This is a genomic window from Streptomyces sp. N50 (genome assembly GCF_033335955.1).
Lineage (GTDB): Bacteria > Actinomycetota > Actinomycetes > Streptomycetales > Streptomycetaceae > Streptomyces.
Genome location: NZ_CP137549.1, coordinates 3,805,571 through 3,829,236, shown reverse-complemented (window position 1 = coordinate 3,829,236; position 23,666 = coordinate 3,805,571). Strand labels below are relative to the sequence as shown.

General features: G+C 70.0%; 15 protein-coding genes and 1 pseudogene. 8 read left to right on the top strand and 8 right to left on the bottom strand.

What is annotated here, in order from left to right; translation table 11 throughout:
* Entirely contained in the window at positions 1-1,530 is a 1,530-nt protein-coding gene (locus R2B38_RS16675; protein ID WP_318016938.1) for a CehA/McbA family metallohydrolase, read from the bottom strand.
* 271 nt (positions 1,531-1,801) lie between these two features.
* Here R2B38_RS16675 and R2B38_RS16670 point away from each other — a divergent pair, with 271 nt between their 5' ends.
* Both R2B38_RS16670 and R2B38_RS16665 read left to right on the top strand, forming a co-directional pair.
* Positions 1,802-4,387 (top strand): bifunctional FO biosynthesis protein CofGH, encoded by a 2,586-nt coding sequence (locus tag R2B38_RS16670; RefSeq protein WP_318016937.1) that lies wholly within the window; start codon positions 1,802-1,804, stop codon positions 4,385-4,387.
* Between the two features lie 111 nt (positions 4,388-4,498).
* Positions 4,499-5,050: a hypothetical protein gene (locus tag R2B38_RS16665; RefSeq protein ID WP_318016936.1), complete on the top strand. Its 552-nt coding sequence runs from the start codon at positions 4,499-4,501 to the stop codon at positions 5,048-5,050.
* On the opposite strand, the gene R2B38_RS16660 is transcribed toward R2B38_RS16665, so the two are convergent.
* On the bottom strand, positions 5,043-5,546 hold the full coding sequence (locus R2B38_RS16660; RefSeq protein WP_318016935.1) for a DUF2165 domain-containing protein: 504 nt from the start codon (positions 5,544-5,546) through the stop codon (positions 5,043-5,045). The two genes, R2B38_RS16665 and R2B38_RS16660, sit on opposite strands and share 8 nt — an antisense overlap.
* Before the next feature lie 67 nt (positions 5,547-5,613).
* On the opposite strand from R2B38_RS16660, the gene R2B38_RS16655 reads away from it, so the two are divergent.
* Both R2B38_RS16655 and R2B38_RS16650 read left to right on the top strand, forming a co-directional pair.
* Complete coding sequence (locus tag R2B38_RS16655; RefSeq protein WP_411978571.1) at positions 5,614-8,004, top strand: tetratricopeptide repeat protein; 2,391 nt, start codon at positions 5,614-5,616, stop codon at positions 8,002-8,004.
* A 1,466-nt stretch (positions 8,005-9,470) separates the two neighbouring features.
* A complete protein-coding gene (locus R2B38_RS16650) occupies positions 9,471-10,592 on the top strand; it encodes an ADP-ribosylglycohydrolase family protein (RefSeq protein WP_318016933.1) in 1,122 nt (373 codons plus the stop codon).
* 14 nt (positions 10,593-10,606) lie between these two features.
* On the opposite strand, the gene R2B38_RS16645 is transcribed toward R2B38_RS16650, so the two are convergent.
* On the bottom strand, positions 10,607-12,196 hold the full coding sequence (locus R2B38_RS16645; RefSeq protein WP_033286487.1) for a sodium:solute symporter family protein: 1,590 nt from the start codon (positions 12,194-12,196) through the stop codon (positions 10,607-10,609).
* Between the two features lie 135 nt (positions 12,197-12,331).
* Positions 12,332-13,120 carry an SDR family oxidoreductase gene (locus tag R2B38_RS16640; RefSeq protein ID WP_318016932.1) on the bottom strand — a complete coding sequence of 263 codons (789 nt, stop codon included), beginning with the start codon at positions 13,118-13,120 and terminating at the stop codon, positions 12,332-12,334.
* 81 nt (positions 13,121-13,201) lie between these two features.
* On the opposite strand from R2B38_RS16640, the gene R2B38_RS16635 reads away from it, so the two are divergent.
* The gene (locus R2B38_RS16635) at positions 13,202-14,041 is read left to right on the top strand and encodes a hypothetical protein (protein WP_318016931.1); all 840 of its coding nucleotides are present in this window, start codon (positions 13,202-13,204) and stop codon (positions 14,039-14,041) included.
* Positions 14,042-14,058: 17 nt separating this feature from the next.
* Here R2B38_RS16635 and R2B38_RS16630 read toward each other — a convergent pair whose 3' ends face one another.
* A complete protein-coding gene (locus R2B38_RS16630; RefSeq protein ID WP_318016930.1) occupies positions 14,059-15,948 on the bottom strand; it encodes an MFS transporter in 1,890 nt (629 codons plus the stop codon).
* Positions 15,949-16,146: 198 nt separating this feature from the next.
* A pseudogene (locus tag R2B38_RS16625) lies at positions 16,147-19,094 on the bottom strand (D-alanyl-D-alanine carboxypeptidase).
* A gap of 314 nt (positions 19,095-19,408) precedes the next feature.
* Here R2B38_RS16625 and R2B38_RS16620 point away from each other — a divergent pair.
* The 3 genes from R2B38_RS16620 (at position 19,409) to R2B38_RS16610 (ending at position 21,871) form a co-directional block, all read left to right on the top strand.
* Positions 19,409-20,161, top strand: a complete 753-nt coding sequence (locus R2B38_RS16620) for a GOLPH3/VPS74 family protein (protein WP_318016929.1) — start codon at positions 19,409-19,411, stop codon at positions 20,159-20,161.
* A gap of 401 nt (positions 20,162-20,562) precedes the next feature.
* Positions 20,563-21,420, top strand: a complete 858-nt coding sequence (locus R2B38_RS16615; protein ID WP_033287311.1) for a helix-turn-helix domain-containing protein — start codon at positions 20,563-20,565, stop codon at positions 21,418-21,420.
* 241 nt (positions 21,421-21,661) lie between these two features.
* Entirely contained in the window at positions 21,662-21,871 is a 210-nt protein-coding gene (locus R2B38_RS16610; RefSeq protein ID WP_033287310.1) for a DUF397 domain-containing protein, read from the top strand.
* A gap of 277 nt (positions 21,872-22,148) precedes the next feature.
* On the opposite strand, the gene R2B38_RS16605 is transcribed toward R2B38_RS16610, so the two are convergent.
* Both R2B38_RS16605 and R2B38_RS16600 read right to left on the bottom strand, forming a co-directional pair.
* On the bottom strand, positions 22,149-23,021 hold the full coding sequence (locus tag R2B38_RS16605; RefSeq protein ID WP_318016928.1) for a MerR family transcriptional regulator: 873 nt from the start codon (positions 23,019-23,021) through the stop codon (positions 22,149-22,151).
* An 80-nt stretch (positions 23,022-23,101) separates the two neighbouring features.
* Positions 23,102-23,605 carry a glutathione peroxidase gene (locus tag R2B38_RS16600; RefSeq protein WP_033287308.1) on the bottom strand — a complete coding sequence of 168 codons (504 nt, stop codon included), beginning with the start codon at positions 23,603-23,605 and terminating at the stop codon, positions 23,102-23,104.
* Positions 23,606-23,666: the final 61 nt, after the last annotated feature.

Below are 23,666 nucleotides of genomic sequence, written 5' to 3'. Positions count from 1 at the left end.
TCAGTGTGCGGGGTTGCCCAGGAAGATCGGGTTCGTGAACGCCGCCAGCGCCCCCGGTACCGCCCCCGCCGCCGTCTCGTGCCTCAACTCGGCCCGTACGTACGCCGCGTAGGCAGCCGTCGTACTCCACTCGACCGCCCCCGCCCCGCCCACCGGCAGCGGATCGCCGGTGAACAGGACCCCCTGGTCGGTCACGAGGCGGACGGTGCAGCGCGGGGCGCCGGTGACTTCCAGCCGTAGCGTGACCGGGGTGTCCGCGTCGACCCTCAACCGCTCGCCGATTCCCGCGTGTTGGGCCCGGCCGCCGGACGCGGTGAAGGTGAGGGAGAGGTTCTTGGACTCGGCGACGTAGGAGCGGCCCGCGCGGAGGCCGTCCTGGATCGCCTCCCTCGTCAAGTCGTCGGCCAGGACGACGGTTTGCGGCAGGCCGACCGCGTCGGGGTCGCGGTGGGCGTCGCTGTTGCCCATCGCCGGGAGCCACGCGCGGTTCTCCCGTACGGAGGCCACCAGCGTCGCGTCCCAGGAGGCCAGGGCGATCTCGTCGTCCGGGGTGTAGGGGCCGTTCCACACCTCGACGGCGTCCGCCTCGCCGAAGCCGAACTTCCAGGCGCAGCCGATGCAGGCGGCGTGCGGGTGGGCGGGGACGACCAGGCCGCCGGCGCGGCGGATCTCGCGGGCGTACTTCCCGAAGCGGTTGTCCCGGGCCCGGTAGCGCCAGTCGATGAAGGTGTCGGGCTCGGTGCCGAGGGCGACGACGTGGCCGTTGCGGGTCGTGACTTCCTCGCCGAGCATGATCAGCAGGTCGTCGCCCGCCTCGGAGGCCCAATGCGGGTGCGAGGACTGGGTGTTGTGGTCCGACGAGTTGATGAAGTCCAGGCCCGCCGCCCGCGCCAGCGCCGCGATCTCGGCCGGGGTGCGGCGTCCGTCCGAGTACCAGGAGTGCAGGTGGCAGTCACCCCGGTACCAGGCCCGCCCGCGCCCCTTCGCCCGCTCCGGCGGGTACACCGGCCGCGGGGCGGTGCCCGGTTCGCCGTAGGTGAGCGTGATCGTGAGCTCGTACGACAGGCCCTGCGGGGAGACGGTGTACGGGCCGAGCGCGACGTGCCAGGTGCCGGCGCGCACCGGGCCCGGGAGGTAGCCGGGCGTCGCGTCGTCCGCGCGGATGAAGAACTCCGTGCGGGCCCCGCCCGACCAGCCCCGGAAGCCCCTGCCGCCCAGGTCCGTGCCGTGCTGGTCGAAGATGCCGATGTCGAGGGCGTTGCCCTGGGTGCCGGCCGGGACGGAGGGCTTGTCGTACGTGTACGCCACCTTCAGCTCACGGACCCCGGCGGGGACCTCGACCGGCACGTACACGTAGTCGGGTGAGCCGGTCGGGAGGGTGCCCCGTACCGTCCGCGTCTCCTGGGCGCCGCTCGGCGGGGTCGTCGCACCGCTCGCGAAAGTCACGCTTCCCAACGTAAGCGCGGCGGCGGCGCCCGTCACGATCAGCGCGCGTCTGGTGGTGCCGTTTCCGTGATCGTCGTCGCACATGCTGCTGCTCCCGGGGTGTCGTGAGTGACAGGGATGGCGCGGAGGTGGGCGGAGGTGACCCGTACGACTCTGATAGTCGGCTGTGAACTCCCGTGCAAGGACAGGGAATCGCCGGGTGTCGGGAAACCGGAGTCGGCACGGACGAGGGCTGGAGGCGGTAGGGGGAGGGTGGGGTGCTCCCCGTGCCAGTGACACCGTGTAACGACCTGCCCGGCCGGAACGAATCGGCCGTCCCTCTTTGGCCTGATCAGACCGATCGTATGCTCGAAGGATGACGACTCCCGCGAGCTCCGGAACCGGCCCGACCGAGAACTCCATGCGTCGCGCCCTCAAACGCGCCCGTGACGGCGTGGCCCTCGACGTGACGGAAGCGGCCGTGCTGCTCCAGGCGCGCGGCGAGGCCCTCGACGACCTCACCGCGTCCGCCGCCCGCGTGCGCGACGCGGGCCTGGAGACGGCCGGCCGCCCCGGCGTGATCACGTACTCGAAGAGCGTCTTCATCCCCCTCACCCGCCTGTGCCGCGACAAGTGCCACTACTGCACGTTCGTCACGGTCCCCGGCAAGCTCCGCCGCGCCGGCCACGGGATGTTCATGTCCCCGGACGAGGTCCTCGACATCGCGCGCAAGGGCGCCGAACTCGGTTGCAAGGAAGCCCTGATCACCCTCGGCGACAAGCCCGAGGACCGCTGGCCGGAGGCGCGCGAGTGGCTCGACGCGCACGGCTACGACGACACGATCGCGTACGTCCGCGCCATCTCGATCCGCATCCTGGAGGAGACGGGCCTGCTCCCGCACCTCAACCCCGGGGTGATGACCTGGACGGACTTCCAGCGCCTGAAGCCGGTCGCGCCGAGCATGGGCATGATGCTCGAAACGACAGCTGAGCGGCTCTGGTCGGAGCCGGGCGGCCCGCACTACGGCTCCCCGGACAAGGAGCCCGCCGTACGCCTGCGGGTGCTGGAGGACGCGGGCCGGTCCTCGGTCCCCTTCACGTCCGGCATCCTGATCGGCATCGGCGAGACGTACGAGGAGCGCGCGGACTCCCTGTTCGCGCTGCGGAAGGTGTCGAGGTCGTACCACGGCATCCAGGAACTCATCATCCAGAACTTCCGCGCCAAGCCGGACACGGCGATGCGCGGGATGCCGGACGCGGAACTGGACGAGCTGGTCGCGACGGTCGCGGTGGCCCGCCACATCATGGGCCCGTCGGCCTGCGTCCAGGCCCCGCCCAACCTTGTCGACTCGGAGTACAAGCGCCTGATCGGCGCGGGCATCGACGACTGGGGCGGGGTCTCGCCCCTGACGATCGACCACGTGAACCCCGAACGCCCTTGGCCCCAGATCGAGTTGCTCCGCGAGCAGTCGGCGGAGGCGGGCTTCGAGTTGCGTGAACGGCTGTGTGTGTACCCGGAGTTCGTGGGCCGCGGCGAACCCTGGCTGGACCCGCGCCTGTTGCCGCACGTACGGGCACTGGCGGACCCGGAGACGGGCCTGGCGCGCGAGGACGCGAAGGTCGAGGGCCACGCGTGGCAGGAGCCGGAGGAGGCCTTCGTGTCATCCGGCCGCACGGACCTCCACACCACCATCGACACGCAGGGCCGTACGTCCGACCGCCGTGACGACTTCGACGAGGTCTACGGCGACTGGGGTGCCCTGCGCGAGGCGGCGGCACCCGGCATGGTCCCCGAGCGCATCGACACGGACGTACGGCAGGCACTGGCGACGGCGGCCGACGACCCCACCCGCCTCACCGACGCGGAGGCGCTGGCGCTGCTGCACGCGGACGGTCCGGCGCTGGACGCGCTGACGCGGATCGCGGACGACGTGCGGAAGTCGGTGGTCGGCGACGAGGTGACGTACATCGTCACGCGGAACATCAACTTCACCAACGTCTGCTACACCGGCTGCCGTTTCTGCGCGTTCGCGCAGCGCCGTACGGACGCGGACGCGTACACGCTCTCCCTGGACCAGGTGGCGGACCGGGCCCAACAGGCCTGGGAAGTAGGGGCAGTCGAGGTCTGCATGCAGGGCGGTATCCACCCCGACCTGCCCGGCACGGCGTACTTCGACATCGCGAAGGCGGTGAAGGAGCGGGTTCCCGGGATGCACGTCCACGCGTTCTCCCCCATGGAGGTGGTGAACGGCGCGACGCGCACGGGCCTCTCCATCCGCGAGTGGCTGACGGCGGCGAAGGAGGCGGGCCTCGACACGATCCCCGGCACGGCGGCGGAGATCCTGGACGACGAGGTGCGGTGGGTCCTGACGAAGGGCAAGCTGCCTACGGCGACGTGGATCGAAGTGGTCACGACGGCCCACGAGTTGGGCATCCGTTCTTCGTCGACGATGATGTACGGCCATGTCGACCAGCCGCGCCACTGGCTGGGCCACCTCCGCACCCTGGCCGGGATCCAGCAACGCACGGGCGGTTTCACGGAGTTCGTGACCCTGCCGTTCATCCACACCAACGCGCCGGTGTACTTGGCGGGGATCGCTCGCCCGGGCCCGACGATGAGGGACAACAGGGCGGTGGTGGCCATGGCGAGGCTGCTCCTCCACCCTTGGATCCCCAACATCCAGACGAGCTGGGTGAAGCTGGGCTCGGAGGGCGCGGCGGAGATGCTGCGCTCCGGGGCGAACGACCTCGGCGGCACGCTGATGGAGGAGACGATCTCGCGGATGGCGGGTTCGTCGTACGGCTCGTACAAGTCGGTGCGGGACCTGGTCGCCGTAGCGGAACTGGCGGGCCGGCCGGCGCGGCCGCGGACGACGGTGTACGGCGAGGTGCCGGAGGAGCGGCAGCGGGCGGCGGCGGTGTCGGACGGGCATCTGCCGGAGCTGCTGCCGGTGCTCGACTGAGCGGGAGGGCGTGGACGGAGGGGCGGCCGGTTGGACGGGGGCCGGTACGATGATCCGACCCCTGTTCGATCGGGATGCGGGGGCTGTGAGTAGCTGAGGAGATGCGTGCCCGTGCCTGCCTCCAAGGTCTGGGTGACCGGTCTGACGGTGGGAGCGATCGCCGCGGTCACGGTCCTGGCCGTCCAGGCCGACAAGGGCCCGCACCCGAAGGCGTCCGCCGCCCGCCCGAGCGCCTCGGCGTCCGCGCACGCGTCCACGTCCCCGAAGCCCCACGCGACGGCCGCCGCGGTACCGGCCTCCTCCGGTACCGGGCGGCGCATCGTCTACGCCGTCGGCCAGAAACGGGTCTGGCTGGTCGACGCGAGCGACAAGGCGGGCCGTACGTTCGCGGTCTGGCCGGGCACGGTGAGCCCGGACCCGGGCACGTACACGGTGTCGGTCCGCAAGGACGCCACGACGGGTTCCGACGGCGTCCAGATCGAGAACATCGTCTACTTCGCCACCAAGTCCGGCCTCAACATCGCCTTCTCCAACGCGGTGGACGGCTCCTCGCCCCCGCCGGCGGCGGGCAAGGAGACGGGCGGCGTCCGCATGGGCAAGGCGGACGGGGCGGCGCTGTGGACGTTCGGGACGACGAGCACGAAGGTGATCGTGGTCAAGTAGTCGCCGTCCGGCCCTCCGTGAGCTGCACGACGAGCAGGACGACCCCGCTCAGCAGGAACACCCGGGTCGCGGCCTCCAGCCCGTTCCAGTCCTTCGACTGCCACATCGAGAACCACTCGCCCCCGACGGCGATGAACCCGGCCCCGAACAACACCATGAGCATGAGCAGCCCGTACGTGGAGAACCGCCGCGCCCGCTGGTGGTCGTGCCGGACCCACAGCCAGGTCCCGTACATGAGCACGAGCGCGGCAAGGGTCTCCCACACGATGATCACGACGTAGACGGCGTCCTGCAGCCCTTTGCTGCTGACCGCCCGCCACATCAGATCGTCGTCCTTGAACGTCGTGTCCATGGCCAGCACATGCCGCACGAACTGCTGGTTGGTCCCGAAGTCGGTGATGTTCCCGAAGGCGACGAGGGCGATGTAGAGGGCGACGGTGGCGGTGAGGAGGGTGGCGGCGAGTGTCGCCGCGGTGCGTGGGGTAGGGGCGCTCATGACAGGTTCCTTCCCTGTGCGGGTGGGCTGAAGAGGGGGCGTACGGGTGGCGCAGGCGCGGCCGTCGATGCAGGAGCTGATCCGGCAGCGCAGGCGGGCCGGTTTCGTGGGGCGGGGTGTTGAACGGGCCGCGTTCCGGGCCAACTTCGGGATCGCGCCTGAGGACGAGCGGCACCGGTTCCTCTTCCACGTGCACGGCAACGCGGGGGTCGGGAAGACGTTCCTGGTGCGGGAGTTGGAACACGTCGCGCGGGAGACGGGCGCGGTGACGGCGTACGTCGACGAGAGCGTCGGGAGCGTGCCGGAGGCGATGGCGGGGATCAGCCGTCAGTTCGCCGCGCAGGGACACAGGTTCAAGGAGCTGGAGCGACTGCTCGCCGCGCATCGCGAGCGGCGGCACGAGGCGGAGGCGGCTCTCGTGGCCATGCCCGAACCGGCGCCGGAGGAGCCGTCGGCGGGCAGCATGGTGGCGGCGCGGGCCGGATTGGCCGGACTCGGCATGGTGCCGGGGGTCGGCGCTTTCGCGGGTGCGCTCGACGCCGCCCAACTCGCCCAGGGGGCGGACCGGTTGAGGGCGGGGCTCAGCGCGCGCTTCCGCAATCAGGAGGACGTGCAACTGGTTCTGGCACCGGAGCGCGTCCTCACGCCGGTCCTGCTCGGCGAACTCGCCGACTTGGCGTCCCGGGTGCCCTGGATCGTCCTGTTCTTCGATACGTACGAGCGGACGGGGCCGTTTCTCGACGGCTGGCTGCGCGAGGTGATGACGAGCGACCTGTACGGTTCCCTGCCGGCGACGGTCGTCATGGTGACCGCCGGCCAGCACTCCTTCGACACCGCTCGCTGGGGCGGTTTCACGGACTTCGTGGCCGATGTGCCGCTCGGCCCGTTCACGGAGGCGGAGACCCGGGGACTGCTCGCGGGCAAGGGGGTGGTGGCCGAGCCCGTGGTCGAGGAGGTGCTGCGGCTCACGGGCGGACTGCCGGTGCTGGTGTCGACGCTGGCCGAACAGCGTCCCGCCGATCCGGACGACGTGGGCGACCCCAGTGCCACGGCGGTCGAACGCTTCCTGAGATGGGAACACGACCCGGTGCGCCGGGCGGTGGCGCTCGCGTGCGCGTTGCCCCGGAGCTTGGACATGGACGTGTTCCGGGCCGCTGTCGAATGCCCGGACGATGAGGCGGAGGCGCTGTTCGCGTGGCTGCGCGGGCTGCCTTTCGTGGATGACCGGGGCGACCGTGTCCGCTATCACCACCTGGTGCGCGAGCCGATGCTTCGCCTGCAGCGTCGCCGTTCCCCACGCGGCTGGACCGAGCGGCACGCACGGCTCGCCGAGGTCTTCGCCAGCTGGCGCGAAGAGTCCGAACAGACCAGGGAGCCCCACGAGTTCCGGTCGGACGAGGAGTGGCGCGAACTGCGGCTGGCCGAGTCCTACCACTCCATGTGCGCGTCGCCTCGGACCGCGCCCGCGACGGCGTCCGCCGACATCGTCTCCGCCTGCTCCTACGGCGACGACGTGGTGCGCCGGTGGGTGCGGCTCGTGGCCGACGTGGGCGAGGACGCGGACGTGGAGGCCGTGCGGACGTACGGGCGCGCTCTGACGGAGGCGTTCGCGGACGGCGGTGTGGCCGGTCTGCTCCAGTTGCTGCTGAGCCGCGCGCGCGGTGACGAACGGTGGCGGGCGGAGGCGTGGGCGCACCGGGGCGACGCCCTCGGCCGGGCCGGTGACTACGAGCAGGCCCTGGACGACTACGACCGTGCCCTCGCGCTCGACCCGGACCTCGTGCGAGCCCACCGGGCGAAGGCGGTGACCCGAGGTGGAATGGGTGACTACGATGCCGCACTCCGTGACCTTGACCGGGTCGTGGCCCTGGAGCCGGACAACGCGTACAACGTCATTCTGCGCGGTGAACACCATCGCATCGCACGCCACCATGCCGAAGCGATGAGGGACTTGGACGAGGGCATCCGCCTCGATCCGACCAGCGACTTCGCCTGGGCGTCCCGAGGCGCCACCCGCTTCTTCCTCGGCGAACTCGACATGGCTCTCTCGGACTTGAACCGTGCGCTGGAACTCAAGCCCGACTACGCCTGGGCACTTGCCCGCCGGGCACGGGTGTGGCGGGCGCTCGGCGACCACGAACGCCAACTGGCCGACCTCGACCGCGCGCTCCCGCTTCAACCCGACTGGGCCTGGGGCCTCTGCGAACGCGGTGACGCACTTCGTACGGCCGGCCGCGACGAGGAGGCACTCGCCGACTACGACCGTGCGCTCGCCCTCGACCCCGACTACGCGTCGGCGTACGCCAGCCGGGGCGCGAGCCTGGCCAATCTGGGCCGCGACGAGGAGGCGCTCGTCGACCTGGACCGCGCTCTGGAACTCAAGCCGTCGTACGCCTGGGCCGCGGAGTGGCGGATGACCGTGTGCCGACGACTCGGCGTGCACACCCGGGCTAGGTGAATTACCGGGATGCTCCCGCGAAGGTGAGGGTGTTGCTGTGGGCCGGAGTTGTGTTGTGACCGTTGGGCCGCCCGCTTCTTGTCAGTGTCGGGATTGCGGGAGCCGAGTAAAGGGCGCTCCCTGCGGTCGCGTCGGCTGTGCCGATTCCGCTGCGCTCCACCCTTGACTCGTCTCCCGCAATCCCGTTTCAGAAGCGAGCGGGCGGCCCCGAGGCATGGGTGGCCAGGCATGCCTGCCCGTGCCTGTACTGCGTGGCCGGCCGGTACAGCGGAGCGCGTTCGCGTCTCGCCTGCACGCCGGGCCGGCTCAGCGGCCAACGGTGAGTGGGGGGCGGGGGTGGGATGGGGATGGGTGGGTGGGTGCTGGAGGCTGTAGGTGAAACTAACCCCTGTGGCGCGCTTTGACCGGTTAGAAATAACCCCGGCCTCCAGAGAGAGGACCGGGTCGGAGGCCGAGGTGGCGCACCGGCGTCTCGCCCGCACGCCGGGCCGGCTCGGCGGCCACCGGCCGGTGGGGGCTTCCCGGTCAACACTGGACGGCAGCCCCGGGTAATGGCTCCCGGCCTGCGGAAGGGTGGCGGGCGGAGCGGAAGTGTTCGCACTTCCCCGACCCACCCCTCCCCACCCCCCGCCTCCAACCCTCTGGAGGCCGGGGTCATTTCTAACCAGTCAAAGCCCACGATGATGGTTAGATTTACCCCCGGCTTCCCGCAACCACCCCAACCGCCCACCCAACCACCCACTCACCCATCCACTCGCCCACTCACCCGCCCACCCACTCACCCGCCCACCCATCCACTCACCCGCCCACTCACCCATCCACTCGCCCACTCACCCGCCCGCCCACTCACCCGCCCACCCATCCACTCACCCGCCCACTCACCCATCCACCCATCCACCCATCCACCCATCCACTCGCCCGCTCACCCGCCCACCCACTCACCCACTCAGGGTTGGCCGCTGAGCCGGGGTGGCGTGCTGGCGTGACGGCAGCGCGCACGCTCGTGACCTCGCACCCCACCGGCAGACAGCCGCTGAGCCGAGGCGGCGTGCAGGCGAGACGCCGGCGCGCCCCGCCCACCGGGGGTTGGCCGCTAAGCCGGCCCGGCGTGCTGGCGAGACGCGAACGCGTCCCCTCCACACCGGCCGGCAACACAGTTCAGGCAGGGGGATAGGTACCTGGCCCCCCATCCCTCCGGGCCGCTCGCTCGCTTCTCAAACGGGCTGGAGCGGGCCGTGTCAAGGGTGGAGCGCAGCGGAATCGGCTTGCCGACGCGACCGCAGGGAGCGCCCTTTACTCGGGCCGCGGAAGCCCGACACTGGCTGAGAAGCGAGTGGCCCAACGGTCACGTCTCCGGCGCCGGGAGGTTCGACTCCGGGTATACCGATCCACCCCCTCAACCCACCGTCCCCGTTCGATTACAGTGCTGAACTGACTCGTACGTATGGACGGAGCCCGAGGAGGCCTTGGTGAGTACGGCAACCGCGGCCGTCTGGGGTCGGGTCGAGCAGCAGGATTTTCGTAGTCGGGTGCGGGGGACACTGCTCGGGGCCGCCGTGGGGGACGCGCTCGGCGCGCCCGTGGACCTGTTGGCGGGTGACGAGATCCGGGAGGCCTACGGTGCGGAGGGCGTCGTAGATCTCGCCTTCGGGTACGGGCGGCGGGGGGCCGTCACTCATCTCACTCAGCTCAGTCTCTTCACCGTGGACGGGTTGATCCGGGCGCAGGTGCGGCGCGATACCGGGGCCTGGCATCCGCCCACCGATCTGCATCGGGCCTATTTGCGGTGGGCCGCGACCCAGCATGATTGGGGGCCCGATGAGCGTCGTAAGGATGACGGGTGGCTTGCTCGGGAAGAGTGGCTCTACGCTCGGCGCGATCCAACTCGGGCTTGTTTGCTGGGATTTGGCGATGAGCGGATGGGGACGCTCGACGCGCCCAAGAATCCTCGTGAGGTGGGCGGGGAGGCCGCCGCTCGGTCCGCGCCTTTTGGGTTGCTCGTGGGGTGGGAGCCCCAGCTGGTGATGCAGCTCGCGGTGGAGTGTGCCGCTCAGACCCATGGGCATCCCGTCGGGCATCTCTCCGCCGGCGCCTACGCCGTCATCGTGCACGGGCTCGCCCGCGGTGAGAGTCTCGACGCCGCCGTGCAGCGGGCGCTCGGTCTGCTGGCCGCCCGGCCCGGGCATCAGCCCGTCTCCGTCGCACTCCAGCGCGCCCTCGGCGCCGTACGACAAGGCATGCCCACCTCCGCGCGGGTCGAGGAACTCGTGGGGGAGGGGAACGCGGACGGGGTGCTCGCGGGGGCTGTCTACTGCGCGCTCGTCGGCGAGGACGTACGGCATGGGCTGTGTCTGGCCGTGAATCACGGCGGGCCTTCCGGGACCGCGGGGGCGCTCACCGGTGGGCTGCTGGGGGCGTTGCACGGCGAGACGGCCCTCCCGCCGGCCTGGCTGGCCGAGCTGGAGGGCCGTCCCACCTTGCTTGTGCTCGCCGATGACTTCGCGGTGGAGATGACCCAGGGGCCCGCGTTGCACGGGCCCGCCGGGTCCGCCCCCGGGTGGATCGCCAGATATCCCAGAGGCGCGTAGCCGTAGTTGCGTAGCTACGACTGGCTGCCCACCACGTCGTCGCCCGCACCCGTCTGCGTCCCCGCCTGCGCCGGTACCGCCACCGCCGCCGCCTCCCCGTCGTCGTCCCCGCCGCCGTTGATCTTCTCGATCAGCGCGTCCCGTTCCGGGGTGTCCTCGGGCTTCACGTAGCCGATGAGGATGTAGAGGACCAGGGAGACCGCGAGCGGGATCGACACCTGGTACTGGAGCGGGACCCCGCCGTCGACCTCCCAGTTGATCGGGTAGTTGACCAGCCAGAAGGCGAACAGGCCCGCCGCCCAGCTCGTCAGCGCCGCCGTGGGACCGGACTTGCGGAACGGGCGGAGCAGACCCAGCATCATCGGGATCGCGATCGGGCCCATCAGGCCGGCGACCCACTTGATGACGACCGTGATGATGTCCTTGAAGGTGGGCGAGTTGATCTGTGTCGCCACCGACATCGACAGGCCGAGGAAGACGACCGTCGTCACGCGGGCTGCGATGAGGCCCGAACGGTCGTCCCACGCACGGGCCTTGGCCGATACGACCGGTGCCACGTCCCGGGTGAAGACGGCCGCGATCGCGTTGGCGTCGGACGAGCACATCGCCATCGTGTGGGAGAAGAAGCCGACGACGACCAGGCCCAACAGGCCGTGTGGGAGCAGCTGTTCGGTCATCAGGCCGTAGGAGTCGGAGCCGTCCGGCTTCTGCGCGTGGACCAGGAGCGGGGACATCCACATGGGGAAGAAGAGGACCGTCGGCCAGATCAGCCACAGCGCCGCCGACAGCCGGGCCGAACGCTCCGCCTCGTAGGGGCTCTTGGTGGCCATGTAGCGCTGGGCCTGGTTGAGCATGCCGCCGTTGTACTCGAAGAGCTTGATGAAGAGGAACGCGAGGAGGAAGACCGTGCCGTAGGGGCCGACCAGCGGTTTGCCGTGGCCCTGGAGGGCCGGTTCGTCCCAGGCGCCGAGGAAGCCGATGCCCTTGTCGTGCAACTTCAGGACGACGGCCACGAACATGGAGACGCCGGCCAGCAACTGGATGATGAACTGGCCGAGTTCGGTCAGCGCGTCCGCCCAGAGGCCGCCGATCGTGCAGTAGACCGCCGTGATCGCGCCGGTGATGAGGATGCCCTGGTTCAGGGACACACCTGTGAACACCGACAACAGGGTCGCGATCGCCGCCCACTTGGCCGCCACGTCCACGATCTTCAGCAGCATCCCGGACCAGGCGAGCGCCTGTTGGGTCTTGAGGTTGTAGCGGTTCTTCAAGTACTCGAGCGGGGACGCCACATGGAGCCGTGAGCGCAGCCGGTTGATGCGCGGCGCGAACAGCTTGGAGCCGATGGCGATGCCCAGCGCGATCGGGAACGACCACGTGATGAAGGACGTGACGCCGTAGGTGTAGGCGATGCCCGCGTAGCCGGTGAACATCACCGCGCTGTAGCCCGACATGTGGTGCGAGATGCCGGACAGCCACCACGGCATCTTCCCGCCGGCCGTGAAGAAGTCGCTCACGTTGTCGACGCGCTTGTGCGACCACACGCCGATCGCCACCATCACGCCGAAATAGCCGATGAGCACGGCCCAGTCGAGCCCGTTCATATGCGCCCTCCCACGATTGAGCCGGTTCAGCCCGGGGCTCATCGTGGGCGGTCGCGCGTGAGCACGACAAGTAAGCGTGCGGTCAAGGGGGAGTAAAATCGTTCGGATTGATGTTCCGCGTTCAGCTATGTGAACTCATCGCATCAGCTCACCGGCGTTGACCAGCAACGACTGTCCCGTGATCGCCCGCGCCCGTTCCGACGCCAGGAACACCGCCGCGTCCGCCACGTCCCCGTCCGTCGCCAGTTCGGGCAGCGCCATCCGGTCGGACAACCGCTTCAGCACCTCCGCCTCCGGCACCTTCTCCGTGTGCGCGGTGAACTGCACGTACGCCTCCACCGGCGGCCCCCACATCCATCCCGGCAGCACGGTGTTCACCCGGATCCGGTACGGCCCCAACTCCCTTGCCAGCGAGTACATCGCGCTCGTCAGCGCCCCCTTCGACGCCGCGTACGCCGCCTGCCGCACCTGCGAGGGAGCCGCTACGGCGGACTGCGTGCCGATGAGGACGACCGAGCCGCCGCCCGCCTCCTTCAGTGCCGGCAGACAGGCCCGCGTCATCTTCAGCGTGCCCAGCAGGTTCACGTCGATCACCGACTGCCAGGTCGCGAAGTCCGCGTCCTCGACCCCGCCGAAGTAGCTGTCCCACGCCGCCACTTGGACCACCGCGTCGATGCGCCCGAACCGCTCCCGCGCCACCGCCACGAGCGCCTCGCACTGCCCCTCGTCCGTGATGTCCGTCGCCCGGTACGCCGTGTGCGCGCCGTCCGGATCGATCTCGGCGGCCGACTTGGCGAGATTCGCCTCCGTGCGCGCGCCGAGCACGGCGTTGCCTCCGTCCCGTACGACGGCCGCGGCGACCTGGTGGCCGAGGCCGGCCCCGACCCCCGAGACGACGACGGTCTTGCCCGCGAGCAGCGACATCCGATCCCTCCCGGGGTCTGGCGGTTTATCTGACGGAGCGTCAGAGTATGGGCGACCGGCGGAGGACGGAAGGGGAGCGACGTGAGCGAGGAAACCCGGAGCGACGTGTACGCCGAACTGGCCGCCGTAGGACCGTACGGAGTCCGGCCGGGGCATGCGCTGATCACCATGGTCGAACCGCGTCCCGGCCACGAGTACGCCTACAACCGCTGGTACGAGGACGACCACTACTACGCGGGCGCGATGGCCATGCCCTGGATGTACGCCGGCCGCCGCTGGGTCGCCACCCGCGACCTCCAACTCCTGCGCCGGCCCGAGAAGTCGGCCATCGCCGAGCCCGTCACCGCCGGCTGCTACCTCTCCACGTACTGGGTCACCGAGGGCCGCTACGACGACCACATGAAGTGGACCGTCGGCATCAACAAACGGCTCAACCGGGACGGGCGGGTGTACCAGGACCGTACGCACGTCTTCACGGCGTTCCAGGACCACGAGGCGACCGTGTACCGGGACGGCGCGGCCGGGCCGAGGGACTTCCACGCCCTCGACCACCCTTACGCCGGGCTGGTGTTGGAGGTCGTGGACAGTGAATCGGCGGACCAGCGGGCCGAGTTGCTGGAGTGGCTCCGGTCCAGGCACCTGCCGAAGCGGCTCGCCGGGTCACCGGCCGCGATGGTGACCGTCTTCCGGCCGACCCCGCTGCCGGGCGACCGCATGACCTACGTCAAGCAGGTCGAGGGGGTCGACACCCGGCTCACGTTGCTGTGGTTCCTGGAGGCGGATCCCCGGGAGTGCTGGGAGGAGTACTTCGCGGATCTCGAGACGCCGGTGGCCGAATCCGGCCTGGGGCGCGTGGAGTTGGTGGCGCCCTTCATCCCGACGGTGCCGGGCACGGACAGGTACGTGGACCAGCTCCGCTGACTGCTGCTTCGGTTCGTCTACTTCAGTTCATCCGGGCACGGAGTACCTCGGGGCAACTGGTAGGGCGCCGCCAGCCGGTACGTTCCCGTCTTCGGCGCGAGCAACATCGTCCACTTGTCGCCCTTGGAGTCCTCCTCCGTCTCCATCAGGCAGCCGTTGAGGTTGTCGTACGTCTTCGGCGTGCCCTCGGCGCGGTGCTTGGACGCGTCGGTCTCCTGCGGGGGCTTGAGGCTCTTGCCCTTCGCGTCGACGATGCTCAGCCACGGCGAGTACGGGATGCGGATGAGGATCCGGCCCTTCTTCTTCACCTCGATGGTCAACTCGCCCTGCTCCGCCCGGTCCACGACCGAGTTCGGCTCGGCGAGCGGGGTCGGGTCGGTGACCTGGAACAGCTGCCAGTTCGTGTCGCCCCAGACCTGCTTCAGATACGGCATCCCGCGCTGGACCAGGGCCCGTTCGCGCTCGCCGCCGTCGCCGTCCAGCTTGTCCTTCGGCAGCACGACGTAGTGGACGGCCCAGCGCTGGAGCCACTCGTGGTAGTTCGCCGAGTTGAGGGTGTCGTCGTAGAAGAGGGGGTTGCGCTCCATGTCGGCCTGGCGGTTCCAGCCGCGGGCCAGGTTGACGTAGGGCGCGAGCGCGGAGGCCTCGATGTGGGACGCGGCCGGGACGACCTCGACGCGGCCGCGCTCGGCGCCGACCGTCTGGAGTTCGTTGACGAGCGGCGCGAGTTCGTGCGACCAGGACGCGGCCGGGGCGGTGTTGATGACGTCGTCGACCGACTTGAAGCCGATCCAGCCGTTGAAGCCGACGAAGGCCAGCGCGATCACGTACCACTTGCGCGAGCGCGGCACCGCGAACGGCAGCGCGGCGATCAACGCCACGCCCCCGAACAGCATCGCCAGCCGGCTTATGTTCGAGCCGATCTGCGAACTGACCAGCCAGACGAGGATGACGCCGATGCTGTACACGGCCGCCGTGATCCGTACGGTCGTCCACGCGCGCGGCACCAGGAAATAGACCACGACCCCGGTGGTCAGCGGCAGGATCATCGAGCCGAACAGCATCGGCTGCGTACCGGAGAACGGGAACAGCCACGCGGACACGGCCACCACGGCCGCGGGCGCGAGGCCGAGAGCCCACGCGCCGGGGCGTCGCTTCTGCAGGAACAGGGCTACGGCGACCAGGCCCACGAACAGTCCGGCCACCGGCGACGACATGGTCGCGAGCGCCGCCAGCGGGGCCGCGCACAGGGCCTTCGCCCAGCGTTTGTAGCGCCAGCGGTAGGGCCAGCAGAAGACCACGGCCACCGCGCCGAGCCCGAAGACCAGGCCGAGGCCGTACGTCACGCGGCCCGACGCCGCGTTGCACAGCAGCGCGAAGACACCCGCGAGCGAGGCCCACAGCGGGTTCCGCACCGCGCGGCTGCGGATCAGGATCATGGTGAGCAGGCCCGCCGAGATCGTCCCGGCGATCATCATCGTCGTACGGACACCGAGCACCGACATCAGATACGGCGAGACGACGCTGTACGACACCGGGTGCATGCCGCCGTACCAGGCGAGGTTGTACGCCGAGTCCGGGTGGCGGCCGACGAACTCCGCCCAGGCGTCCTGTGCGGCGAGGTCGCCGCCACTGTTCGCGAACGTGAAGAACCAGACGACGTGGAGGACGCCGGAGAGGAGCGTGAAGCCGATCACCGGGTGGCGGAGGAAGGGGGCGCGGAGACGGTCGACGAACCGCGTCAGGCGGGTGTCGTTCTCACGGGTTCCGCCGTCGTCCGTGTGGGGGGCGCCTGCTGCCGCGTCATCCGTCCTGTCTGTCGCGGTGTGCGCGGGCACGCGTATTCGCGGGCCGGCTACCGGGCCCGGATCGGCATCGTCGGCGCGTGTCGGCTCCGCTGTGGCCACCTGAAGGCACTCCCCGTGTCCCGTCTTCTGTTCCCGGCCGCGTTCCGTCCCGTTCCCGGCCTGTTCGACGCCGCGTCCGCTCGACCGGCGACGTGCCCCGATTCGCGACGCTAGCACGCGTCCCGCCGACGGGCTCCCGGGTGGGGGCCCGCCGGCGGGACGCGGTGACGTGCGCGGTGACGTGCATCGCCTCGTGGGTCAGCCGAGGCGGGTCAGCTTGGCCGTCAAGGCCGGTTCGGCGAGATCCTTCTGGAGGGCGACCGGCACCTTGACGGCGCCGCTCGAACCGTCGCCCACGGTGAGCGTGCCCACCTTGGTGCCGGCCTTCGCGGTGTGCGGTACGGCGTCGGGGGCGAAGGACAGCTTCACCTTCAGGCCCGCCCAGCCGACGGCCGCGACGTCCTTGGTGACGACGACCGGGGTGTGACCGCCGAGCTGGTCGTCGACGTACCCGACCACGGTCCCCTTCTTCAGGATCTTCGCCGAGGTCATCGCGTCCTGCGCCGCGAGCATCGCCGTCTTGCTGACCGCGTTGACCGTGTCGATGATCGGCGCGGTGTGCTGGCCGAGGATCGCGCCGACGACGACGGCCGTCTCACCGCCGACCTCCTTGGTGGCGGCGAACAGCAGGTTGCCGCCGGCCGCGGTGGTGGTGCCGGTCTTGATGCCGAGCGAGTTGTTGTACGGCACCAGGCGGTTGTAGTTGGTCCACTTCTTGCCGGACGGGTCGACCCAGCTCGGCAGCTTGGTGATGTCCATCAGCGCCTGGATCTTGACCAGTTGGTTGCCGAGCTTCACCTGGTCCTCGGCGGAGGAGACGGTGGTCTCCTTGAGGCCGGAGGCGTCGGTGTACGTCGTGTTCGTCATCCCCAGTGACTTCGCGGTGTCGTTCATCTTCTTGATGAACGCCGCCTCGCTGCCCGCGTCCCAACGGGCCAGCAGGCGCGCGATGTTGTTCGCCGAGGGGATCATGATCGCCGAGAGGGCCTGCTTCTCGGTGAGGACGTCGCCGGCCTTCACGGTGTTGAGCGTGGACTCGCCGTCCTTGTCGTAGCCGCCCTCCTTCTCGGCGGTGGCGTCGACGGTGATCTTCTCGCCCTCCGCGCCCGCCTTCAGCGGGTGGTCCTTGAGGACGATGTACGCGGTCATCGCCTTGGCTACCGACCCGATCGCGACCGGGGTCTGCTTGCCGAAGTTGCCCATCGTGCCGATGCCGTTGACGTCCATCCAGCCCTGGCCCTCGCTGGGCCACGGGAGGTTCGCCTTGCTGCCGGCGAACGTGTACGAGTCGTCGGCGGTGAGGGCGAGGGAGGGGGTGGGGAGAGGTCGTAGGGCCTGTACTACTGCAAACACGATCGCCAGGAGGATGACCAGCGGGGTCCAGATCTTGACCCTGCGGATCGCTGTGCGGACCGGGGTTTCCGGGGGCGGCGGGGTGTTGGTCAGTTCGGCGAGGAGGTCCAGCGGGGGCTTCGGGGGAGCGGTTGCTGGGTGGTGTGCTCGGGGCCGACCTGGGGGACGGGGCGGGTGGCGTCCGGGCGGGGGGTGTCCCTGCGGGGCGTGCGGGGCTCGTCGAGGGGCTTGAGGGCGACGAACTTGCTGGTGCGCTCGGCGGGGGTCTCGGGGGTCTTGGAGGGCTGGGGGGTCTTTGTGGCTCCGCCCAGCTTGAGCATGGTGGTGGGCTGGTCGACCTGGGGCTTGGGGGGTCGTGGGGCCTTGAAGACGGCGGTGGGGTGATCGACGGCCTCGGCTCCGCCCTCGGCCGCCTTCGTGTTCCCACCCGCACCGCCCGTGCGGGTCTCGTCGTCGGCTGCGGGTGGCCCTGCGGGGGCCTTCTCGTCACCGGCGGCTTGCGGTTGTGCGTCGGAGGGGGCGGCGTCTTCGGGGCCGGTGCCGGTCGTCGGGGGGGCCGCGTCCGTGTCGCCTTCGCCGGCTTCCCGGTCGCTGCCGGTCTTCGGGGGCGTCGCGTCGGTGGGCGCCTCGTCTTCGGCTGACTTCGGACGGTCTTCGGTCTTCGGTCCGGCTGCGTCGGAGGACGTGCTGCCTTCGGCGGACCCCGGACGATCGGCGGTTTTCGATCCGGTCGCGTCGGTGGGCGCCTCGTCTTCGGCGGACCCCGGGCGGTCGTCCAGCTTCGTTCCGGTCGCCTGGGGGGACGTGTTGCCTTCGGCGGGCTCCGGGGCCGTGTCGGCCTGGGCCTCGTCCGCCTCGGCTTCGGTGGTCTCGCCCGAAGCGGTCTCGGTGGCCTCCGGCTGCGCGTCAGCATCCGCGTTGGCCTCGTCGGCTCCTGCGGCCGCGGGAGCCCCGGCCGCCTTGGAAGCGTCCTCGGCGTCGGCGTCGTCCTCCGCGGCAGCGGCAACGCCCCGCTCGCCCGCGGTCACCTCGTCGCCGCCGGCGGACTCGCCCCCGGCGTCAGCCGAATCGCGTGCTTCGTCATCCCCGGCGTCAGCCGAATCGGGTGTCTCGTCGTCCTCGGGGGCGTCAGCCAGCCCGGCACCCGCACCCTCGGCCCGCTCGCCCGCGTCGGCGTCCTGGGCGGTCTCAGCGTCCTTGGAGGCGTCGGCGGCGGAAGCTTCCCCCGTGTCCCCCGCATCCTCGGCGTCCCCGGTCTCCAGGCCCTCAGCGGGCGTCTCCGCGTCCTTGGAGGCGTCGGCGGAGCTGTCGGCCGTAGCGGCGGCGTCCTCCGCGCTCTCAGGCACGTCAGCCGTCTCGCCGCCGGAGGCTTCCGTCCCGGTCGGCCGCTCCCCGGCCGACCCCGACGTCACCCAGGCCGCCACAGCCGCCCGCAGCCGCGCATCGCCCTCGGAGCCACCCGACCCGCCCGACCCACTCGACCCGCCCTTGGCGGAAGGGTTCTGCGTATCGGCGTCCTCGGAGGCTTCGTCGGCACCGGCGTCATCGGACCCGCCGGACTCCGCCTCCGCCTCGGCCGTCTCCGGTGACCGCAGCTCCCTGATCGAGAAGATCTTCGTCGCCGTGTCCACACCCCCACGCTGAGCCGAGGACGCGGACACCGCGTCCTCGCGGGCCACCGCCAACCGGGGATCGCGCTCACCCCGTGCCTCAGGAACCGGACTCGCGCTCCCCGGCGTCGGTTCTGCCGACGACTCGCGCTTCTTCGACCTGTCGGGGGACTCGCCCGCCACCGATGCCTCCTCCATGCGCCGCACGCGCCGCGTGCGTCAACCGAACCGACCGAGATAACCGAGTTAGCTACAGAAACAGCCGAAAAATCAGCTGGAAGTCAGCTGGATGTCGGCTGGGAAATCTCTTACCCGCAGTCCGGACAACGCATCAACACCGCTGTCCGAACCATGTACCAGTGTCCTGTGTGCGGGCTTAACCCCACCGGTAGACGAGAACGACATACCTACCGGTTCCACTACGAAGCGGTCACGCACCCTCGACAGACCAATGTGAGAGGGGTCACCCTGTCATTCATCCACGCGGGGAGGCATGGATGGGCAGGAGCCGCAGAACACTTCCGGAAGAGCTTCTGCTGCTGGCATTGGACCCGGCCACGGGTACCACTGCACAGCCGCAGTCGCTCGACCTCGGTCTGGCCGGAGCACAGCTAGTGGAGCTGGCGCTGGCCGGACGGATAGCCCCAGACGGGGATCGTATCGCCGTGGTGGTACCACGGCCGACCGGAGATCCGACTTTGGACTGCGCGTTGGAGTTGCTGCGAAGGCGTGGCGCTCCTGTACGCGCGGTGAACTGGATTGGCGGGCCCCGACTGGGACTTCGCCAGACCTACCTCTCGCATCTCGAGCGGTGCGGCATGGTGCATGCCGTGGCGGGACAGATGTGCGGGGTGCTGCCGACGACTCGCTACCAAGCGACGGACAACGACATCAGCCGGGAGATCAGGGCCCGGCTGGATTCCGCGATCCGCACCGGTGTGCCACCGGACCCGCGGACAGCCGCGCTCGCCGCACTGGCGCACGCGGTCGGTCTCGGCAAACACCTGTATCCGGGCAATGAGGGACGTTCGTCCCGCTCCCGGCTGCGGGACCTGATCAGGCACGACCCCATGGGCGGACTCGTGGCGCACGCCGTGATGGACGTCCAGAACGGAGTGGCGGCACAGCCACGCCGCAGCCCGGCCCCGGCCGGCCGTCAGGCCGCGCCCGGATCAAGGCCACCGGAACCGGCTCGTGGTGTTCCGATGCAGCCGCACCGCGGCACCATGGCGCGCGCCGTGGCTCACTGAGCCGCAGTCCCACGGCACACGCCAGGCACACCGCGGAGGCACACCGCACGACCGGCACCGACGTATGGCCGCACCAACGCACCACCGCACGACCGCAGTACACGCCGCACCGCAGTCCCCAAGACCCGGTTCGGGAGCCGCTGGTCCGAGCGGGGTGGAGTAGACGTAACGTCTCTCCACCCCGCTCGGCCGCATCTACGGACGCCTTCGCGGACGCCTCGGGCAACCCGAACCTGGCTCGTACCTGCCGCATATCCACCGTTTCCCAGCGGTAGAAACCACCTTGGTGGCAGTCTGCTCAACAGCAGATACGCAAAGTGGCAAGCGCGTGGCAAGCAGTGAGCAGCACGTAGCAGTCAGCAGTGGCAAGTAGAGGCATGCAGCCGGAGGTGCACGTTCCCGTGGCGTCAAGTGTCAATCCCACCGTCAGGAGACGCCGGTTGGGCCAGGAGTTGCGTCGACTCCGGGAGCTCAAGGGCATGACGGCCGAAGAAGTCGCCGAGCGGTTGCTGGTGTCGCAGTCGAAGATCAGCCGGCTGGAGAACGGCCGGCGCAGCATCAGCCAGCGCGACGTCCGCGACCTGTGCGGGGTCTACGAGGTCGAGGACGTCCGTATCGTCGACTCGCTCATGCAGATGGCCAAGGACTCACGCCAGCAAGGCTGGTGGCACTCCTTCGGCGACATCCCGTACAGCGTCTACATCGGACTGGAGACGGACGCGGCGAGCCTGCGCGTCTACGATCCCCAGGTCGTCCCCGGCCTGCTGCAGACCCGGCAGTACGCCGAGGCGCTGATCACCGGGGCGTTGCCCGAGACCGCGCTGGCCGATGTCGAGAAGCGCGTCCAGGTGCGGCTGCGCCGGCAGGAGCGGATCTCCGCGCCGGAGAACCCGCTGCGGCTGTGGACCGTGATGGACGAGTCCGCTGTGCGCCGCGTGGTGGGCAACCGCTCTTTGATGCGGGACCAGTTGGAGCATCTCGTCGAGCAGTCCCAGCTGCCGCACGTGACCGTGCAGGTGATCCCGTTCGACATGGGTGCCCATCCGGGGCTCAACGGGCAGTACGCGATCCTGGAGTTCCCCGACGCGGCGGACTCCAGCGTCGTCTACATCGAGGGCGTCACCAGCGACCTGTACCTGGAGAAGGCGAACGACGTCCAGAAGTACAGCGTGATGTATGAGCACTTGAGGGCGCAGGCCCTGAACGTGGACCAGTCCCGTCAGTTCATCGCGGACATCGCGAAGGAATACGCGCGCTGAGGGGCCCCGTTGGCGGAAGGTGCCGCAGAGTACACCTTCCGCCGGTCGGAATGGAAGCACCAGGGGTATATGCCACCCGGTCGAGTGAATGGCCGCTTCGCCCGCCGATGTTGGCGAGTAGCGTCGATCACGCCATCGAGCAACAGGCTTTGGCGCAAACCGTGTTGTACGTCCGATGCGCTCGTGGTCGGACGTGACGCGCGGTGACAGCAACTCATCAACTGGCATAACCGGAGCAAAAATGGCAATTCGTCAGGGCGCCACGGACAAGTGGACCAAGTCCTCGTACTCCACCGGGAACGGCGCATGCGTCGAGATCAAGTCACCGGTTCTCGCGGCCATGGCCGTACGGGACTCCAAGGTCGACGGGGGTCCGGCGCTGGCCTTCCCCGCCGACTCGTGGAACGCCTTCGTGGCAGATGTCGCGCGGGGGGCGCACGACCTTCACTGATGCGGCTGGTTCACCTTTCACAACTCCATAAGCAGCACAGTGCAGTTCATGCACGACATGCAGTGCGAGCAGCGCAAGCAGTACGAGCAACACAGGCAGCACAAGCAGCACAAGCAGTACAAGCAGTACAAGCAGTACAAGCAGTACAAGCAGTACAAGCATTTCAGGAAGAGCCCTCTCGACCGGCCCGCCGTCCTGGCCGAGGGGGCTCGGCTTGTGCCCGGCGCCGTACGCCGGCCGGCGCGTACTCCGGCCGGCGTCTCACTCCACCGGCGTCTCACTCCACCGGGGACTCCACCGGAAACGCCACATCGCAGACCGGGTCCCCGGGCCCCGCCGCCCCCCACTCCGCGAAGTACACCTCGCGACACGGCCCGGCGTACCGCAGCCCCCGCCCGGCGACCCACTGCTCCACCGCCTCGAACGCGGCCAGGATCTGCGGATGCGCCACCTGCGCCTTGGTGATCCGGGTGTAGGCCAGTGTCCGCGCCGGCTCCACCCGTACCGACGTCTGCCGGGCCCGCCCCTGCCGCGCCGCCCACGCCCGCGCGGCCGCCTCGTCCGCGACCGGTACGCAGGCCTCGGCCGGGCCGTCGCTCTCCGTCGACACCTCGGCGTGGTAGACGACGAACGGCGCCGCACTCACGCCCCCGCACTCCTCCGCCGCCGCCTCAAGTCGCCCCAGCGAGGCGGGGATCCAGGCCGGCAACTCGTCCGCGAGGGTGTGCCGGGTCTCGGTGATCAGCACCTGTTCCGGTACCTCGACCGTCTCGACCACGAACTGTCCGTACATCTCGGAGCTCCTCCCCGAAAGGCGTGCACGGAGGTACTCGGCGAGCGTGCGCTGCCCGGCGACCCGGGTCTCCACGTCCGCCCAGTACGCGGCGAGGAGATCGGCGGAGTCCGCCCCGTCGGCCTCGACCACCTCGGCGATCCGGGCCAACGGCATGTCCAACTGCCGTAGCAGCGCCACGAGTCGGGCCCGCTCGACCTGGTCGGCGCGGTAGTAGCGGTAACCGCTGACCTCGTCGACGTGAGCCGGGGCCAGCAGCCCGAGCCGGTCGTACAGCCGCAGCGCCTTGGCCGAAAGCCGCGCCCTGGCCGCGAACGCCCCGATGGTCAGCAGGTCGTCGTCGTCCATCTCAGCCATCCTCCGTCACCGGGCGGTTCCTGTCCGCCCGGCGAGAAGGACGCTCAGCCCTGCCCCAGGGGCAAGGTCAACAGCGGCGGTTATGCGACGGCCGTCTCCACCGCCGCCACGACCTCCGCCGACTCCGGCTCGGTCTGCGGGGAGAAGCGGGCGAGCACCGTGCCGTCGCGGCCGATCAGGAACTTCTCGAAGTTCCAGCGGATGTCACCGGTGTGGCCCTCGCCGTCCGCGAAGCCGACGAGGCGGTCGTACAGCTCGTGCCGGCCGTCCCCGTTGACCTCGACCTTCTCGGTCAGCGGGAAGGTCACGCCGTACGTCGCCGAGCAGAACTCGGCGATCTCCTCGGCGCTGCCGGGCTCCTGCCCGAGGAACTGGTTGCAGGGCACGCCCAGCACGGTGAAGCCCTGTGCCGCGTACCGCTCCTGGAGCCGCTCAAGGCCCGTGTACTGGGGGGTCAGCCCGCACTTGGAGGCCACGTTCACGACGAGGACGGCCTTGCCCGCGTACTGCGAGAGGTCCGCCGAGCCGCCCGTGAGCGACCCGATCTCGACACCGAGGGGACCCGTGTTCTCTGTAGTCGTCATAACCGGATGCTAACTCCGGTAAATGTCGTTCTCGCGAGCGGCCCATGCCCCTCCGCGTCCA